Source organism: Nitrospirota bacterium, from assembly GCA_016214845.1.
Taxonomy (GTDB): Bacteria; Nitrospirota; Thermodesulfovibrionia; order UBA6902; family UBA6902; genus SURF-23.
In genome coordinates, this window is sequence record JACRMS010000005.1 from 57803 (window position 1) to 75178 (window position 17376).

General features: G+C 44.2%; 16 protein-coding genes. 10 read left to right on the top strand and 6 right to left on the bottom strand.

The window, feature by feature from the left end:
* Positions 1–4: 4 nt before the first annotated feature.
* The 6 genes from HZB61_01435 to HZB61_01460 all read right to left on the bottom strand — a co-directional run bounded on the left by HZB61_01435 (position 5) and on the right by HZB61_01460 (position 7125).
* Positions 5–1651, bottom strand: a complete 1647-nt coding sequence (locus HZB61_01435) for a hypothetical protein (GenBank protein ID MBI5055267.1) — start codon at positions 1649–1651, stop codon at positions 5–7.
* A gap of 690 nt (positions 1652–2341) precedes the next feature.
* On the bottom strand, positions 2342–2911 hold the full coding sequence (locus tag HZB61_01440; protein MBI5055268.1) for a SocA family protein: 570 nt from the start codon (positions 2909–2911) through the stop codon (positions 2342–2344).
* A gap of 127 nt (positions 2912–3038) precedes the next feature.
* Entirely contained in the window at positions 3039–3680 is a 642-nt protein-coding gene (locus HZB61_01445; protein MBI5055269.1) for a hypothetical protein, read from the bottom strand.
* A 76-nt stretch (positions 3681–3756) separates the two neighbouring features.
* Complete coding sequence (locus HZB61_01450) at positions 3757–4602, bottom strand: M23 family metallopeptidase (protein ID MBI5055270.1); 846 nt, start codon at positions 4600–4602, stop codon at positions 3757–3759.
* On the bottom strand, positions 4595–6055 hold the full coding sequence (gene guaB, locus HZB61_01455; GenBank protein MBI5055271.1) for an IMP dehydrogenase: 1461 nt from the start codon (positions 6053–6055) through the stop codon (positions 4595–4597). The genes HZB61_01450 and guaB overlap by 8 nt, the downstream gene beginning before the upstream one ends.
* Positions 6056–6156: 101 nt before the next feature.
* Entirely contained in the window at positions 6157–7125 is a 969-nt protein-coding gene (locus HZB61_01460) for a peptidylprolyl isomerase (GenBank protein ID MBI5055272.1), read from the bottom strand.
* A 232-nt stretch (positions 7126–7357) separates the two neighbouring features.
* Between HZB61_01460 and HZB61_01465 the strand changes: the two genes are divergently transcribed.
* The 10 genes from HZB61_01465 to HZB61_01510 all read left to right on the top strand — a co-directional run bounded on the left by HZB61_01465 (position 7358) and on the right by HZB61_01510 (position 17312).
* Positions 7358–8344, top strand: coding sequence for an NAD-dependent epimerase/dehydratase family protein (locus tag HZB61_01465; protein ID MBI5055273.1), 987 nt, complete (start codon positions 7358–7360; stop codon positions 8342–8344).
* 63 nt (positions 8345–8407) lie between these two features.
* Positions 8408–8995, top strand: coding sequence for a winged helix-turn-helix transcriptional regulator (locus tag HZB61_01470; protein MBI5055274.1), 588 nt, complete (start codon positions 8408–8410; stop codon positions 8993–8995).
* Between the two features lie 126 nt (positions 8996–9121).
* Positions 9122–10249 (top strand): GDP-mannose 4,6-dehydratase, encoded by a 1128-nt coding sequence (gmd, locus tag HZB61_01475; GenBank protein MBI5055275.1) that lies wholly within the window; start codon positions 9122–9124, stop codon positions 10247–10249.
* A 49-nt stretch (positions 10250–10298) separates the two neighbouring features.
* Positions 10299–11228: a GDP-L-fucose synthase gene (locus HZB61_01480; GenBank protein ID MBI5055276.1), complete on the top strand. Its 930-nt coding sequence runs from the start codon at positions 10299–10301 to the stop codon at positions 11226–11228.
* 258 nt (positions 11229–11486) lie between these two features.
* The gene (locus HZB61_01485; protein MBI5055277.1) at positions 11487–12533 is read left to right on the top strand and encodes an N-acetylneuraminate synthase family protein; all 1047 of its coding nucleotides are present in this window, start codon (positions 11487–11489) and stop codon (positions 12531–12533) included.
* Positions 12534–12541: 8 nt separating this feature from the next.
* Positions 12542–13087 (top strand): HAD hydrolase family protein, encoded by a 546-nt coding sequence (locus HZB61_01490; GenBank protein ID MBI5055278.1) that lies wholly within the window; start codon positions 12542–12544, stop codon positions 13085–13087.
* Complete coding sequence (locus tag HZB61_01495) at positions 13080–13886, top strand: SDR family oxidoreductase (GenBank protein MBI5055279.1); 807 nt, start codon at positions 13080–13082, stop codon at positions 13884–13886. The genes HZB61_01490 and HZB61_01495 overlap by 8 nt, the downstream gene beginning before the upstream one ends.
* Before the next feature lie 15 nt (positions 13887–13901).
* Positions 13902–15386, top strand: coding sequence for an aldehyde dehydrogenase family protein (locus HZB61_01500; protein ID MBI5055280.1), 1485 nt, complete (start codon positions 13902–13904; stop codon positions 15384–15386).
* Positions 15387–15547: 161 nt separating this feature from the next.
* Positions 15548–16441 carry a transketolase gene (locus HZB61_01505; GenBank protein ID MBI5055281.1) on the top strand — a complete coding sequence of 298 codons (894 nt, stop codon included), beginning with the start codon at positions 15548–15550 and terminating at the stop codon, positions 16439–16441.
* Positions 16377–17312: a transketolase family protein gene (locus HZB61_01510; GenBank protein ID MBI5055282.1), complete on the top strand. Its 936-nt coding sequence runs from the start codon at positions 16377–16379 to the stop codon at positions 17310–17312. The genes HZB61_01505 and HZB61_01510 overlap by 65 nt, the downstream gene beginning before the upstream one ends.
* The last annotated feature ends 64 nt before the right edge of the window (positions 17313–17376 follow it).

A 17376-nucleotide genomic window follows, 5' to 3' on the forward strand; every position in this document is an offset into this window, starting at 1 on the left:
ATTTTTATTTCGTTAAATTAGATATCCTGAAAAAGTCCAGGTGTTTTTTATTTGTTGCACTCTTATCATCAGAAACAAACGAAGCGAAGTTATACCAATAATTGCCCTTTTGAACTTTCTCCCATGTTTTAAGCAACTCAATAAATTCGCTGCTTTCCCTGCCTTCTGTGCCAACAGCCCAAAAAGTTTCCAGGTCATCTAAACTTAAAATAATCGGTTTTAGCATAAGTAAGTTGCTGAGATTATGCTTTTGCAGATTTTTACTCAAAATGTTATCAATTTTATTTAACAGATCATAATCACCTATCCAACTTTCTGTAACCAAGATCGGAATGATTACACAACCCTCTTTTTTATAATCAGATACGTACTTATCCAAATTCAGGAATTTCCCTTTATCACTGCTTTTATCACTAAATAAAATACGATTTAAATCGTCAACGAAATCCTTTGACGTTTTATTATAGAGTGATGAAATCCTATAAGCTTTAGTTGTAAATTCAAAAATTACAATATACTCCTTTTTATCATCATTAACGGTCAATACAGCATCAGGTTTACCATCTTGGTTACGCGTTACATCTACTGCCGAGAATATTCTCTCTATCAAAAAAGCAAAATATTCTTCTAATAAATAACCATATTCTTCCTTAATTTTTTGTATGGAATATTTTTTCTTATTCTCATTTTTAACTATAGAATCTATTTTCCAAAAAAGTCCTGAACAAATACCATCAACGAGAAACTTAAAATCAATAATACAATATTCTGTATCACTACTTTTGAATACTGGATAATCGAATATTGCCTGCATGTAACAAAACAAATCGTTATCAATCTTGTCTCGTCGCTCTTTCTTAAATTCTTCATAAAAACCATCAATATCTTTTGACAATGCTGCCACAGTTGGAAAAACCGCTGTCCCTTTAAATTTATCTGTATCAATATAAAAGGTACGAGGATTATTCATGTCAAAATGTGGAGAACCAAGACCTGTTTCTTTAACCGCTAAGAACCAAACAAAGAGACCTTTAATGGTATCAATGTAATCATCAAGCTTAATGCTGTATTTTTCTTCTATTAATTTTATTCCTGCCTGTAATGTATCTTTCTGCTTTATGCTTTTAGGCAATATTCCCTTGTAAATATACGAGTATCTGATAATTCTTTGCTTATAAAGCCAGAATAGTGTTTTAGGAAAATGATATGGAAAAGATTTAATAAGTTCTCGCTCATAATTTTGATAGCCCAAGAAGTTTATCTTATTGTTTATAAGTAACAGAGCCTCACCATATTTCCAGATATTCGGATTGGAACCTACATCTTTGCCGGTAATTCTATTCTCACCATCAATTTTATTTGAAATAATTCTACCTATATAGTGCAAAAGATTATCGCGATGATAAATAATCTTTGGATTCAAATAAAGGTTTAGCATATGCTTTTTTTCAAAAAGCCTTCCTATTCCACATATTTGCAGGTTTAACAATTCTTCAACAGGAGTTGTTTGACAGATCATATTTAGAAAAGATGAATAACAGATAGACTCCACCGGATCAAAATCTTTAAGCTTGAAGTTAATCAGACAGTCAACATCTGATTCACTCAGGAGAAACAAATGCTCATATAAGGCTTGTTGAATAATCTCCATGCCCCTCTCTATATCCCGCAATCTCATTATCTACTATTAAAAATTTACTTTTCCCCTTCATTCCTCTCCCAAATGCCCGATTAATCCCTTTGCATCTTTCTCATCCAATTCCAGTTTTGGAGCAGCGTTTTTCCCTCACCATTTTACCAACACCGGCAAAATGGATTGTATCATGAAAATATTATGGATTCAAAAGATTATAGCAAATACAGAGGTGCGATGTTCAGGAAATAATATCTTCTTAGGGATACCGAATAAGCTGCTTAATAAACGGCTTCACGATCGGACTGGCTTTTATTGCTTGAACGATTTTCTCTTTTATATCTTCCGGTATATCCCGTGATATTATTTTGAATTTATGATCGGGGTCAACAATTTTATTGATCTGATTTTTATGAATGAGAATAGGAAGATTACATTCAATTAGGCTTTCTTTTTTCAGGAAAGACAAACTCCTTTTATCAACACGAACAAGGCTCGATATAGCTTTTTCGTTTGTTCCGTGGTAGAACCAGGCTTTGTTTTCAATCTGTGAAGTGATGATGCATAACAGCAGGCTCGAATCGTCACTAATGGGCACTGTTATATGATAGTGAGGCGGGGCTTCGGGGTCGTGAGTAGTATTTTTAAAGTAACATACACAGAATCCTGATAAAGTCCGTGCAATATAATCCGGCGGGAAGTCCACAATCAGTCAAAGTTACCTGTCAGAATTTTTTCTGACTCTTTGACGTGCTTGCGTGGCATTGATAGGGGGTCATTTTTTAATGTAGATAAAAGCTCTTTGGTCTCGATACGTTCTCTTCTCGTCAATTTATTTTCAAACAAGTCTTTATACTGATACCATTCAGGGTACTTATGAGTGTAATCCCGCAATTTCCACTGTCCCATCTTGCCGAATTTCTCAATAACAAAATCCAGGGCCTCTCTGTCAGTATCCGATAACATATCGAAAGTAGTTTTTGCGTCAGGATTAACACTGAAATGGTTAGCATCATCTTTAATAATTAATGTTGAGAGATACTTGAATGTTTTTGGAGGAATATTGAATGAATCAAAGCTGAGGACATCCTTAACAGTGGCTCCCACGGGACCATGCTCCATAGCATAATAGTCATCATTTGTTATAGTCCTCCCGTAGCGGATGAGATGATACTTGTCAGCGAGGTATATTAGTTTGACGAGTTTGATTTTATCTGCTTTTTTCAGTTTCCTGAGAAGATAGTATATTGCTTCAATTATGGTGGATGTCTCTATCATATATATTCCCTACAATATCTATCGGTGGTAAGAATTTTATACTTTAATTATATCAGAAGTTAGAAAACCTGCCCAAGCTATGCTGTGTTATACCAATTTAATTTAAAAGATGTCAATTAGTGCTTCCCTACCCCGCCTTATTTTTTAAATACGTAATTACAAACGACGCTATGAATAAAGCATCTCCGATGATCAGAAGTTCATAACGGTACGGTTTCGGAATTTGCTGGTGTAATGTCGCGCCGGTGTCGTGCATGAATGAATAGAGTATTAGCGATAAGCCTGACAATGCGAGAATATAAGAGAGCGCTGTTGGTTTAAATTCATGTTCTTTATGAATTGAATGAATAATAAAGATGCTGAAAATTATCATCAGCAATGAAATCGAGACAGGCGCGATGACAGGGCCTATCCATGCAATGGGGATAAGAAATAAAATGTCCCAGTCAAACAGCGACAACGGCCAATCGATTAGCAACTTCAGCCAGACATAGTAGAAAATATCCCACACGCCGAAAGACAGCATGAAGTATCCAAACCGTTCCCAGCGCTGTTTACCCGCAAGAAATGAAACGGCCAGCAGCATTATGATGGTTGCTATTTCACGGAAGACCTCAATGCCTAACTTGTGATCTGTGGTCACTTTCAGAGGGAAGATAAACCCCTCAGGATGAAATATCGCGCGTAGATAAACGACAACGGCTGATTCCGCAAACGCCATCGCAATGCTGAAAACGGTGAGCCAGAGGATTTTAATTAAATTGTTCATATCCACAGATTACGCAGATTCCACAGATTAGATATTTTAAAAAAATCTGAGAAATCTGTGTAATCTGCGGATTGTTTTATAATTGTAACCTAAACAGCGACGCCGGATTGACCTTCACTCCCAGCAGATTAAAACCAAAATGCAGGTGCGGTCCCGTGGCCCGGCCAGTCATGCCGACAAGGCCAAGCACTTGCCCTTTTGCTATCTTCTCATCTTTTGCAACTTTGAATTCTGAAAGATGCATGTACACTGAGAAAAGCCCCATGCCGTGATCTATGACTAACGTATTTCCTCCGAAGAAGAGTTCATCCCTTAAGACAACCGTCCCGGCATTGACCGCTTTTACTGGCGCGCCCGTCTGCCCTTTGTAGTCAAGCCCTCCGTGCACGCTGGTCCTTTTTCCGTTCATGATGCGCTTGACCCCGAATGTTTCTGAAACCTTTGTATCAATCGGCGCTTTAAAACGCCCGTCCCATTCAGGAGACGTGGTCTGAGACAAAATGTTTTTCAGAAGCTCCGCTTCTTTGCCCGCGCGCTTCAGGTCCTCCGGGCTTAATATGACCTTTTCTTCGGGCAGGGTGATTTTTTTGGTCAAAAATTTATACGGCTTTACTTTGATATGGATGATTTTTTCTTCCTCCCCGGATTTGATGGTGATAGAATATCTTTCAGGTTTTGTATCGACATCAACGGGGACTAATGCCATGAAATGTTTATCAGCATCCCGGAAGAAATCTATCTTCCTCCCGGAAAACTCAGCGCCAGGGAGTATATCGGCTGCGGAACTTTTATCTGCCCGCACTTCAAGAAGGAAGACATCGCCGGGAATTACTTCTTTTGGCCGCGCCTCTGCCGTTAGGGCATAGGCATTAAGATGCATAAGGAGTGTGATAAAAACAGTTATCGCTGCCCTGCTAATCAAACGTGTAATTAGGCGCCTCTTTGGTGACGATGACATCATGGACATGGCTTTCTCTGAGGCCCGAAGGGGTTATCCTGATAAAACGCGCCTTGGTGCGGAGTTCTTCAATGGTCTTGCATCCGCAATAACCCATGCCGGACCTGAGTCCGCCCACAAGCTGGTATATGCTGGCTGCAAGCACGCCTTTATAGGGAACGCGGCCCTCAACTCCTTCGGGAACGAGTTTTCTGGTCTCAACGCCTTCCTGCGCGTATCTGTCCTTACTGCCTGCCTCCATTGCGCCGAGAGATCCCATGCCCCTGTAAACCTTGTATGTCCTGCCCTGAAAAAGCACCAGCTCTCCGGGGCTTTCATCAGTGCCAGCGAAAAGTCCTCCGATCATCACTGAACTCGCTCCAGCCGCAATTGCCTTTGTTATATCGCCGGAGAATTTTACGCCGCCGTCAGCAATTATGGGGATGCCCGCTGCGTCAGCGACTTTTGAACATTCCTTTATCGCGGTCAATTGAGGGACACCCGCTCCGGCGACGATCCTCGTCGTGCAGATAGAGCCGGGGCCCACCCCGACCTTTACAGCGCTTGCGCCTGCTTCGATCAAATCCCTGGTCGCGTCTGCTGAAGCCACGTTGCCTGCTATGATCTCAATTTCGGGGAAATTGTCCCTCAACTCTTTGACCGTGGCGATGACCCTTCTTGAATGCCCGTGAGCGGTATCGATCGCGATCACGTCCGCTCCTGCCTTTATTAAAGCGGCTGCGCGGGTGATGGCGTCCCTGCCTACTCCTACGGCAGCGCCGACCCGCAATCTGCCTAAAGAGTCCTTGCAGGCGTTTGGGTACTTCTCCTTCTTCTCAATATCTTTTATGGTTATAAGGCCGATAAGCGTGGAATCCTTTTTAACGATCGGGAGTTTCTCAATTTTGTGCTTATGAAGTATCTCTTTTGCCTCGTCCAGAGTTATGCCTTCCTTGGCGGTGATAAGCCCTTTTTTGGTCATTACCTCTGAGGCTTTTTTCTGCAGGTTTGTCTCAAATTTCAGGTCCCTGTTTGTAAGTATCCCGACAAGTTTATTGTTTTTTGTAATGGGCACGCCTGAAATCCTGTACTTCTCCATGATGGCAAGGGCCTTGGAAATCTTTTCTTCGGGACCCATTGTAATCGGGTCTACGATCATGCCGCTTTCGGATTTTTTCACCTTGTCGACTTCCCCCGCCTGCGAGTTAACAGGCATGGCGCGATGAATTATCCCTATCCCGCCCTCTCTTGCAATTGCGATCGCGAGCTTTGCCGTTGTAACAGTGTCCATTGCCGCGCTGACTATCGGAACGTTGATCTTTATGTTCTTTGTAAGGCGCGCGCGGACATCGACCTCGCCGGGAAGGATATCGGATTTGGCGGGCACAAGAAGCACGTCATCGAAAGTAAGACCTATTTTTATGTTGTCCTCTAACATGTATCACTCCTCTTAAATTTAAATTACAAGTGGGAAGCAAGAAGTAGGAAGTCAAGAAATATGTGTTCCTTAATTCTCACTTCTAATTTCTTAGTTCTCACTTATAATTTTATCTCAATATACGCTTTTTCTTTCAGCCGGGCTTTCCATTCACGGTACTTTGTATCAAAGGCTTTCTCAAAGAGTATCTCTTTTATCTTATCTTTGGCCTTGTCCAGTCCTTCATCTTTAATCCTGTCCTCAAGCTTGATAATATGAAGGCCCGCCGGACTCCAGAAAGGTTTGCTGACCTCGCCTATCTTTAAAGCAGCCGCCATATCTTCCACCTCTTTCAAAACACTGCCCTTTGTAATATATCCTAAATCCCCCCCGAACTCCCTGCTCGGGTCTTCTGAATATTCACTCGCCAGTTTTGAAAAATCCTCTCCATTGTTGATCCTCTGCATCACCTCATAAGCCCTGGCCCCGACGGCCGTTTTCCGGGAATCGTCCCTGGCGGAGGCGAAGAATATCTGCCTGATCCTGAATTTTTCTTTTCCCTCAAAGGCATCTTTGTTTGCATTATAATATTCCTCGATCTCCCTGTCGCTGATAACAATATTGGCCTTCACTTCAAAATGGACGACCTTCGATAGAAGTATCTGCTCCCCGAGTCTCGCCTTGTAATCTTCCGGGGTCAAACCCTCTGCCTCTAATGATCTCATGAGGGTTTCCTCTGACAGATTATATTTCTTTTTAATTTCGTCGATAGCGTTGGTTATCTCGGGGCCGCCCACATCAAGCCCGCTCCTTCTTGCTTCCTGCACCTGCAATTTCATATCAATTAGACTGCTCAGGAACTCCTTCTCAAGCTCCTTCATGGCCTCTTCTTTCTGGCTTTCAGGCACTTTCTCAAGCAGCGCCTTTCCATCGAGCGCTATAACGTTCCTGAGCTCGCTCCATGTTATGACTTCGTCATTAACGACAGCGACAATCCTGTCAAGCAAAGCAGACCCGTAAGAGTTCTGAGAAATGAATAAAGTCACGATCAAGATTGAGAATATTGATGTCAAAAAGAAAGTCTTCTTCATGGTCGGCGCCGCCTGTTTAATTTCAAATAAATGCAATTATGACACGGCTCAAAGTTTTTAAGCAAGCGATTACAGAATGGTATAACTTTGCTATAAAAGAGACAAACTAAATTCTATCAAGGCTTGAATATGCTATACTCAGCTATCCGGGCTAAACAAGGTACTTATCACAGCGACGGAGTAAGTATTTCTAAAATGCATAAGATTTCAAGGCAATTAATGGAGGACTAAGATGGAAAAACAGAAGAAAGCTCTAATATGCGGCGCAGGGGGATTCATTGGAAGTCATCTTGTGAAAAGACTCAAAAGAGAGGGTTTCTGGGTAAGGGGGGTAGACTTAAAATATCCGGAGTTTGGTGAAACGGCGGCTGATGATTTTGTCATCGGAGACCTGAGAGACTATAATCTCTGCAGAAGCATTGTTGACACAAAATTCAATGAAGTGTACCAGCTTGCAGCAGACATGGGCGGAGCGGGGTTTGTTTTCACGGGCACAAACGACGCAGACATCATGCACAATTCCGCAACAATTAATTTGAACATACTGGAGGCCTGTCACAAAAGGAACGTGAAAAGAATTTTTTACTCATCATCAGCCTGCATGTATCCAGAGTACAATCAAATGAATCCCGACAATCCGAAATGTTCCGAGGATTCCGCATACCCTGCAGCGCCTGACAGCGAATACGGGTGGGAAAAGCTTTTCAGTGAAAGATTATATTTGGCATATCAAAGAAATCACGGGATGGAAGTCCGGATTGCGAGATACCACAACATCTTCGGTCCGGAGGGCACATGGACGGGAGGACGTGAAAAATCTCCCGCAGCCCTTTGCAGAAAAGTGATCGTAACTCCTGACAAAGGAGAGATTGAAATCTGGGGCGACGGCAAACAAACCCGTTCATTCTTATATGTCGATGAATGTCTTGAAGGCACAATAAGATTAACCAGGTCCAGTTTTACAGGTCCCGTAAATATCGGCTCCGAGGAGATGGTTACAATTAATCAGCTGGCAGAGATAATAATGAAGATTGCAGGCAAAAAACTCTCTATAAAGCATGTCCCTGGTCCTCTTGGCGTGAGGGGCAGAAATTCGGACAACCGGTTTATAAAAAAGAAACTCGGCTGGGCGCCTTCGAGACCGTTGAAGAACGGGTTGAAGACAACTTATAAGTGGATCAAGGAACAGGCTGAAAAAGCCGGAATGACCAGGCAGTAAAAGAGAATACATCGATTTCCGGTTCTTGACAAATGAAATCAAAACAAGTATCTTGTTCATGTCATGAACAAACCCGGCAGCAGCAAGCATGATAATATAACTCTGAGAATTCTTAATGAAATAAACAGCGAGTCCCTCGTCACTCAGCGTACCCTTTCAAGCAAACTCAACATCGCTCTCGGGCTTGTCAACGCATACATTAAAAGACTGGCAAGAAAAGGCCATATAAAAATTAATAAAGGCCCTATGAACCGGGTGAAATATGCGCTGACCCCAAAAGGCTTTGCGCACAGGGTTGATTTGACGTACCACTACATGCAATCCTCCATCAACTATTTCAAAGATGCGCGGCAGCGGATCGACAGTATTTATGGGCAAATGATAGAAGCCGGGATTAAAAACATCCTGATATGGGGTGACGGGGAGATTGCGGAATTATCTTATTTGTCCCTGCGCGGCCTGCCGCTGAACCTTGTTGGCGTGGTTGACGGCAATAAAGAAGAAAAAGGATTTTTCGGTTATCATATTTATTCTTATAATGACGTTCCAAAATTGGATTATGATGCTATACTGATAGCTTCGTTCAATGAGAAAGAGCTGAATAGGATAAAAACTCTCGGTATTGACGCCTGGAAAATTTATTCGTTATAAACCATAGGGGCACGGCAATGCCGTGACCTTCATTCGGGCGGACTCCCGTTCGCCTCTACACATATGTCCCTGTAAGTTGCAAAATTGTAACTGAAAGGGCGGAGCAGTGACTAAGGAGACAAAATAATGAAACGCGCTTTAATTACCGGCATTACCGGACAGGACGGCTCATATCTTGCTGAGTTCTTGCTTTCCAAAGATTATGAGGTACATGGTCTTATCCGTCGGGCGAGCACCTTTAACACAAAGAGGATAAATCATTTATATGTTGATCCCCATACCCCGAGCGCAAGGCTGTTCCTTCATTACGGTGATCTTACAGACGCAGGACAACTTACCAACCTTATTTATAATATCCAGCCTGATGAGATTTATCACCTCGGTGCGCAGAGCCACGTCAGAGTAAGTTTTGATATGCCTGAATATACAGGAGATGTAACTGCCCTCGGGACAATACGGGTCCTTGAAGCTGTAAGAAGAAGTGGAATAAAATCTAAATTCTATCAGGCTTCTTCATCAGAGATGTTTGGCTCCGCTCCGCCGCCACAAAATGAAAAGACGTTGTTTCATCCAAGAAGCCCTTATGCCGCCGCAAAAGTATATTCGTATTGGATGACGGTGAATTACAGGGAAGGATATAATCTGTTTGCATGCAATGGCATTCTCTTTAACCATGAATCACCGCGTAGAGGTGAGACGTTTGTAACCCGGAAAATTACATTAACATTGGCAAATATTCTCGCGGGAAAACAGGGAAAGCTCTTTTTAGGGAATTTGGATGCGCGGAGAGACTGGGGTTTTGCCCCGGAATATGTAGAGTGCCAGTGGCTGATGCTTCAACAGGACGAACCTGACGATTATGTAATCGGAACCGCTGAAAGCCATTCCGTCAGGGAATTTATTGAACACGCTTTTAATTATGTCGGCATAGAACTTGAGTGGTGGGGCAATAAATTAAATGAAAAAGGGATCGTCCGTTCATCTGCAAGAAATACAAATTTCAATACCGGAGATACGATAATTGAAATTGACAGCCGTTATTTCCGCCCGGCAGAAGTGGATTATCTGCTTGCTGACGCCTCAAAAGCCGGGAGAAAACTTAACTGGCAGCCGAAGGTCACATTTAAGGAGCTTGTGAAAATAATGGTGGACGCAGATATGGAGCTGATCGGGCTTACCCCCCCAGGTAAAGGTAAGGACATTTTGAACGCAAAAGAAATATCCTGGACTAAAAATCAAATAATGGCACGGTGAACGAAAGCAGAATATATAGTCATTATTGTTAAATTTATAATCTCAATAAATGGAGAAACGCACTAAAATATATATTGCGGGACATAGAGGGTTGGTCGGGTCTGCATTGCTGCGGAAACTCCGGTCAGAAGGATACACAAACATTGTCGTCCGCACCCGCTCCGAACTCGACCTCACCAGGCAAATCGAGGTAGAAAATTTCTTTAAAGATGAGAAGCCGGAATATGTTTTCCTGGCTGCCGCGAAAGTCGGTGGCATTCTTGCAAACAATCTATACCCCGCTGAGTTTATCTATGACAACATTATATTACAAGCAAATATTATTCATTCAGCATATAGATATGGAGTTACAAAACTCCTTTATTTCGGAAGCTCCTGCATATACCCGAAGTTAGCTCCCCAGCCGATGAAAGAGGAGTATCTGCTGACAGGCAAGCTCGAGCCCACAAATGAGCCATATGCAATAGCAAAAATTGCCGGCATAAAAATGTGCCAGTCATATAACAGGCAGTACGGAACAAAATTCGTATCCGTAATGCCGACAAATTTGTACGGCCTCAATGACAATTTCGACCTTGAGACGTCACATGTGCTGCCTGCCCTTATCAGGAAATTTCACGACGTAAAAAAATCAGGACATGATTCCGTAACCCTTTGGGGTACCGGCTCTCCAAGAAGAGAGCTTTTGCACGTAGATGACCTGGCGGACGCCTGTATTTTCTTAATGCGCAATTATGAAGGCAGCGAAATTGTCAACATAGGTTCAGGGGAAGATATAACTATTAGAGAGCTTGCTGAATTGGTAAAGCATATCGCAGGGTTTAAAGGTGAAATTGTCTGGGATAGAAACAAACCTGACGGGTCCCCGCGTAAGCTTTTGGACATATCGAAATTAAAATCTCTGGGCTGGATGCCGAAAATCAGCCTCAGCGACGGAATAAAAATGACTTATGACTGGTATGTGGAAAGCACGGGTTAAGCAGATATTGCAGTTTGAAACTTCTAATACAACCCTGTCGCCGGGCATAACTTATAAAGATTTGTCCCAATAAACATAGAAAGATTCAAATCCGGTTTTCAAACAAAATAGAAAAAGTATTAAATATGTGAATTGGAATTTATAATTGCATATTGTTATACTTTTTCTTTCCTTAAACTAAAACCCGCTCTTACATAGAAAATTATTTCACATTACAAAGGGCGGTCAGAAAAATGCCGATTTTCTTAGGAGGTTTTTATGAATACAATCAACTTTGGCAAAAGCAAAATATCTACTAATGGTCCATGTTACGTAATTGCAGAGATCGGACATAATCATCAGGGGAACCTTGAGACGGCCCTTAAAATGATTAAAGTTGCCGCGTCATACGGCGTACAGGCGGTAAAATTGCAGAAGAGGGACAACAAAACTCTCTATACCAAAGCGATGTACAATAAACCATATGACAATGAAAACAGCTATGGAGCAACTTATGGCGAGCACAGGGAATTTCTTGAATTCGACAGGGCTGCTTATATGGAATGCATGAAGTGCGCTGAAGAAAACGGCGTCGAGTTCATGTCTACAGCCTTTGATTTTAAAAGCGCGGATTTTCTTAACGGTCTCGGGATAACAAGTTTTAAGATTGCATCAGCGGATGTAACGAATACCCCTCTGCTGGAATATATTGCAAAACTGGGCAAGCCCATGTTTGTCTCAACCGGAGCCGCAACCATGGAAGAAATCCGTATTGCATATAAAGCTGTTACCAAATATAACGACAAGCTTTGTCTTATGCACTGTATAGCAGGTTATCCGACCGAATATCACAATCTCAATTTAAAAGTGATTGACACATTAAAGAAAGAATTTCCCGATGTGATCATAGGATATTCCGGTCACGATAACGGTATCCTTGCCGCTGTAATTTCATATATGATGGGCGCAACTGTGCTGGAAAAACATTTCACCTTAAACCGTTCGTGGAAAGGAACGGACCACCGGTTCTCCCTCGAACCGGAAGGGCTTCGCAAACAAATAAGGGATTTGCGCCGGGTGGATATCGCGCTTGGCGACAGCAGCAAAACAGTTTATGATTTTGAAGTCGAGGCAAAAAAGAAGATGGGAAAAGGGATTTATACTTCCCGCCCTTTATCGGCTGGAACAATAATTACCTGGGATGACATCTGTCTGAAAACACCCACCAACGGGACCCCGCCGTACATGATTGATAAGATCATCGGTAAAAAACTGAAGATCAACCTTGATGATGAGGCCGCCCTGTCACCGGATAACGTAGAATAAAACTCAAAATGAAGGCAAGGCAAAATCTTAAGAAATTGACGGCTGACACGGCGAAACAGATCCAAATGATCGTCTTTGATTTCGACGGCGTGTTTACCGACAATCGCGTATTGGTCCTGCAGGACGGCACAGAGGGAGTATTATGCAGCAGGTCCGACGGCTTCGGACTGGATGCAGCAAGAAGCGCCGGTATAAAATTACTGGTTATTTCAACCGAGAAAAATTCCGTCGTGAGCGCAAGATGTAAAAAGCTCAATTTGCCGTGCATTCACGGGTGTGATAATAAATCCGGGACATTAAAGCTCGAAGCCGAAAAATTAAATATCCACCTTAACAATATTGCATATATGGGAAATGATATAAACGACCTTGAATGCCTCAAGATCGTCGGTTTCCCTGTTTGCGTATCCGACGCCTATCCCGAAGTTGTAAAGGCCTCAATACATGTAACGCAGACAAAAGGCGGTCACGGCGCAGTGCGGGAGTTCTGTGACTTTGTTGCGGCGGCAAGAAAACAGAAGGACGCTAAACGATTAAGGACTGCCCATGGATAGTATAAAAAAACTCTTCGATCTGACCGGCAGAACCGCAATTGTCACCGGGGCAGCCGGGCAGCTCGGCACACAATATACACAGACGCTTCTCGATGCAGGTGCGTCCGTTGCGGCCTTCGATTTGAAAATAGACAATCCGAGAGGACGCCTTAAAGAAATCAATTCCCAACGGCTGCTCAAGGTTGAAGTAGACATAACGAAACGGGAGTCAATAGAGAACGCTTTGCGGCAAACAATATCCGTTCTTGGCAACCCTGACATTTTAATAAACAACGCGGCGATTGATGCCCCGCCAAATGCGGATGAGCACGAGACTGGACCGTTTGAAACCTATCCAGAATCTTCATGGGACATAATGATGGACGTCAATCTCAAGGGCATGTTCCTCTGCTGCCAGGTAATTGGCGGGCATATGGCAAAAGCAGGCGGAGGCTCCATAATAAATATCGCATCCATATACGGGATACTTTCCCCCGACCAGAGGATCTATGAATACAAGGAGAAGCCGTTTATCAAGCCGGTGACATATTGCGTAAGCAAATCGGGAGTATTAAACCTTACCCGGTATCTGGCAACATACTGGTCAAAAAAAGGCGTACGGGTAAACACCCTGACGATCGGGGGTGTGTTCAATAACCAGGACGCGACTTTCCTGAAAAACTATTCAAACAAGGTCCCACTGGGGCGCATGGCAGATCAGGACGAATATAACGGCGCGATATTATTTTTATCATCCAATGCGTCTTCGTATATGACGGGGTCAAATCTCATTGTGGACGGAGGTTTTTCAGCATGGTGATAATCTGGAGGCGTGATGGAAAAATACAATAATTTGATCAACGGGAAATCAGTTCCGCCTGCTTCAGGAGAATATTTCGAGAACATCAATCCAGCCGACAGCAGCGACATCGTCGGTTTATTTCCCAAATCAGGCGCTAAAGATATTGAGCTCGCGGTACAGGCGGCAAAAGACGCCCTCCCTTCATGGAGCGATATGCCGCCTCCAAAAAGAGGAGAGTTAATTTACAGGGCCGGTGAGTTGCTGCTGGCAAACCAGGAAAGGCTTGCGAAGGTAATAGTCAGGGAGATGGGAAAGACAATGCCTGAATCGATGGGCGATATAAGGTCCAGCGCGGACGTTGCTTATTTTATGGCTGGGGAAGGACGCCGCATGTACGGGCAGACAAGTTTTTCAGCCCTTGAGAAAAGATGGGCGCTGACAAAAAGAGTCCCGGTCGGGATATGCGGATTGATCACCGCGTGGAATGCCCCCATGGCGATAATCACCTGGAAACTCTTCCCCGCGTTGATCTGCGGCAACACTGTTGTTTTGAAACCTTCTGAAGACACACCGCTGACAGCGCATTTATTAGGCGAGCTTTTAAAAGAGGCCGGGTTCCCTGACGGAGTCGTGAACATTGTCTACGGAACAGGCGTTGAAACAGGAAAGGCCCTCGTGAAAAACAAGGACGTGGATTTAATGTCCTTTACAGGCTCGACCAATGTGGGAAAAATGATAGCCGAGGAATGCGGTCGCCAACTGAAGGGATGCTCCCTTGAGCTTGGCGGCAAGAACGGTTTGATAGTCATGAATGACGCTGACCTCGATTCCGCCTCAAAAGCGGTTGCGTCAGGGGCTTTTTCCACTGCCGGGCAGAGATGCGCTTCAACAAGCCGCGTCTTTGTTCATGAGGCCGTATATGATGAATTCCTGAAAAAGCTCCTTGCTGAAACCGGGAAGATGAAAGTCGGCAAAGGGAGCGATGCCGACACAAAGGTCTGCCCGATAATCAACAAAAGACAATTTACAAGCATCATGTCGTACATAGAAGGCGCGAAAAAGGACGGCGCGAAGCTTTTACTCGGAGGCAGGGCTTTGACGGAGGGTGATCTTGCAAAAGGCAATTTTATTGAGCCGACCATTTTTACCGATGTTGATATAAATTCCAGGCTTGCGCAGGAAGAAATATTCGGTCCCGTGCTTGCGGTCTTTAAGATCTCAAACCTGCAGGACGCGATTGCGAAAATTAATTCCGTCGAATACGGGTTGACCGCATCCATCTTTACGGCAAACGTTGATATTGCCATGCTGGCCCTTGAAAAAATCCAGGCCGGCTGCTGTTATGTAAATGCCCCGACCTTCGGCTCGGAGCCGCACATGCCCTTTGGCGGCGTAAAGAAATCAGGGATAGGAACACGCGAGCCGGGTACGCAGGCGCTGGATGTTTTTTCGGAATGGAAAACAATCTACATCGACTACAGCGGGGTTGCACAAAATTCTCAGTTCAAAACAACGTAGAATTTGTATATAGAGAACCATTGGACCGTCATTCCCGCAGTTTGTTGAGCGGGAATCCAGAAAATCAAGACTGGATTCCGGCTTAAGCCTGTCCTCGAAGGTAGTAATCGGGGAGACTGCCGGAATGACAGAAAAAGTAGACAATACATAAAGAGGCGGACATGATAAACGACATCAAAAAACTGCAAAAACTTTCCGCAGAGGCGCGACATGCAATAGTAGATTCTTTGATCTGCGCCGGATGCGGGCATCCCGGGGGCGCATTCTCCAGCTTAGATATAATGACGGTGCTGTTTTTCAATACATTAAAAATAGACCCGTCAAATCCGAAATGGGACAAACGCGACCGCTTCATTTTGAGCAAAGGACATTCATCGGTTGCGCTTTATTCGGTCATGCATCTGAGGGGCTTTTTTGACCGAAAGACCCTCCTGACTTTCAGGCAGGACAACAGCATCCTGGGGGGGCATCCCGACATGCACAAAGTGCCGGGCGTTGAGATGAGCACCGGCTCTCTGGGCCACGGGCTTTCCGTCGGCGTAGGGATGGCGCTGGCAGCCAAACTCGACAAAAAGAGATACAGGACTTTTGTCCTTCTGGGCGACGGCGAGACGCAGGAAGGCTCGATCTGGGAAGCCGCCATGTCCGCCAGTCACTATAAGCTGGACAATCTCACGGCTATCGTGGACAGAAACAGGATACAGATAGACGGGTTCACCGAAGATGTGATGTCGCTTGAGCCTTATGCGGCAAAATGGAAGGCCTTCGGATGGGCGGTAAAAACCATTGACGGCCACGACATCCATGAAATCGCAGCCACGCTGAAAGAAATCCCCTTTAAGGAGAGGAAGCCTTCGCTCATTATTGCCGATACAGTCAAAGGGAAAGGGATATCGTTCATGGAAAATAATCCCGAATGGCACGGCAAGGCGCTCAAAGGCGATCACGCTGAAATTGCAAAAAAGGAGGTTTGTTTAAAATTAAAAGAACATGGCAAAGCAATCAATGAGAATAGAGTACGGCAAGTACCTGGCCGGGCTCGGCGCGAAAAATAAAGACATAATCGTTCTTGAAGCAGACCTCAAGGAATCCACGCAATCAATGCAATTTCAGAACGTGTATCCTGAAAGGTATATTGAAGTAGGGATCGCAGAACAAAACATGGTGGGCATCGCCGCCGGATTGTCGCTTTCCGGCAAGATACCCATAGCGCATTCATTTGCCACATTTATCTCGATGCGCGCATGCGAACAGGTCAGGACCACCATCGCTTATACAAAAATGAATGTGAAGTTCCTGGTAACGCATGGCGGAATAAGCACCGGCACGGCCGGGACAACGCATCACGCCATTGAAGATATAGCCATAATGCGGGCCATCCCGAACATGACTGTACTCGTGCCCGGCGATGTGAGGGAAATGAAACAGGCGGTTGACGCGGCGCTCGCGCATAAGGGTCCTGTTTACATTCGCCTTGGCGCAGGCGATGCGGAAGATGTGTATGGAGAAAAAGACCGTTTTGCTATAGGCAGAGCGACCTTGTTGAGAAAAGGAAATGACGCCTCGATTATCACTACCGGCACAATGGCTTATGAAGGAGTCACAGCATCCGATATCCTTAAAAGCAAATACGGCCTGAACGTCCGTGTCCTGCAGATGGCGTCGGTAAAGCCCCTTGATGTAAAAGCGGTCCTCAAGGCCGCCATTGAAACAGGTAACATAGTAACAGTTGAAGAGCATAATATCCTGGGCGGTCTCGGCGGAGCTGTATGCGAGGTCGTCGCTGAAACGGCAAAGGCAAAGGTAAAAAGGATCGGCATACAGGACTGCTTCTCAGACATCGGCTCGGCAGCATGTTTAATGAAGGAAGAAGGACTGACGGTTGAGAATGTAGTAAAGAGTGTGAGGGATTTAGTAAGAAGTTAGGAATAAAACGACTTGGTCATTCCGCTTCCGTTCTCCGTAGCAGCCTGCTTCGCCAAAGTGCTAC

Excerpts from the sequence above, each read along its gene's own strand:
- HZB61_01440 (MBI5055268.1), bottom strand. The coding sequence starts at position 2,911 with ATGATAGAGACATCCACCATAATTGAAGCAATATACTATCTTCTCAGG.
- HZB61_01435 (MBI5055267.1), bottom strand. The coding sequence starts at position 1,651 with ATGGAGATTATTCAACAAGCCTTATATGAGCATTTGTTTCTCCTGAGT.
- guaB (MBI5055271.1), bottom strand. The coding sequence starts at position 6,055 with ATGTTAGAGGACAACATAAAAATAGGTCTTACTTTCGATGACGTGCTT.
- HZB61_01465 (MBI5055273.1), top strand. The coding sequence starts at position 7,358 with ATGGAAAAACAGAAGAAAGCTCTAATATGCGGCGCAGGGGGATTCATT.
- HZB61_01495 (MBI5055279.1), top strand. The coding sequence starts at position 13,080 with ATGGATAGTATAAAAAAACTCTTCGATCTGACCGGCAGAACCGCAATT.
- HZB61_01485 (MBI5055277.1), top strand. The coding sequence starts at position 11,487 with ATGAATACAATCAACTTTGGCAAAAGCAAAATATCTACTAATGGTCCA.
- HZB61_01500 (MBI5055280.1), top strand. The coding sequence starts at position 13,902 with ATGGAAAAATACAATAATTTGATCAACGGGAAATCAGTTCCGCCTGCT.
- HZB61_01505 (MBI5055281.1), top strand. The coding sequence starts at position 15,548 with ATGATAAACGACATCAAAAAACTGCAAAAACTTTCCGCAGAGGCGCGA.
- HZB61_01470 (MBI5055274.1), top strand. The coding sequence starts at position 8,408 with ATGAACAAACCCGGCAGCAGCAAGCATGATAATATAACTCTGAGAATT.
- HZB61_01490 (MBI5055278.1), top strand. The coding sequence starts at position 12,542 with ATGAAGGCAAGGCAAAATCTTAAGAAATTGACGGCTGACACGGCGAAA.
- HZB61_01510 (MBI5055282.1), top strand. The coding sequence starts at position 16,377 with ATGGCAAAGCAATCAATGAGAATAGAGTACGGCAAGTACCTGGCCGGG.
- HZB61_01460 (MBI5055272.1), bottom strand. The coding sequence starts at position 7,125 with ATGAAGAAGACTTTCTTTTTGACATCAATATTCTCAATCTTGATCGTG.
- HZB61_01480 (MBI5055276.1), top strand. The coding sequence starts at position 10,299 with ATGGAGAAACGCACTAAAATATATATTGCGGGACATAGAGGGTTGGTC.
- HZB61_01445 (MBI5055269.1), bottom strand. The coding sequence starts at position 3,680 with ATGAACAATTTAATTAAAATCCTCTGGCTCACCGTTTTCAGCATTGCG.
- gmd (MBI5055275.1), top strand. The coding sequence starts at position 9,122 with ATGAAACGCGCTTTAATTACCGGCATTACCGGACAGGACGGCTCATAT.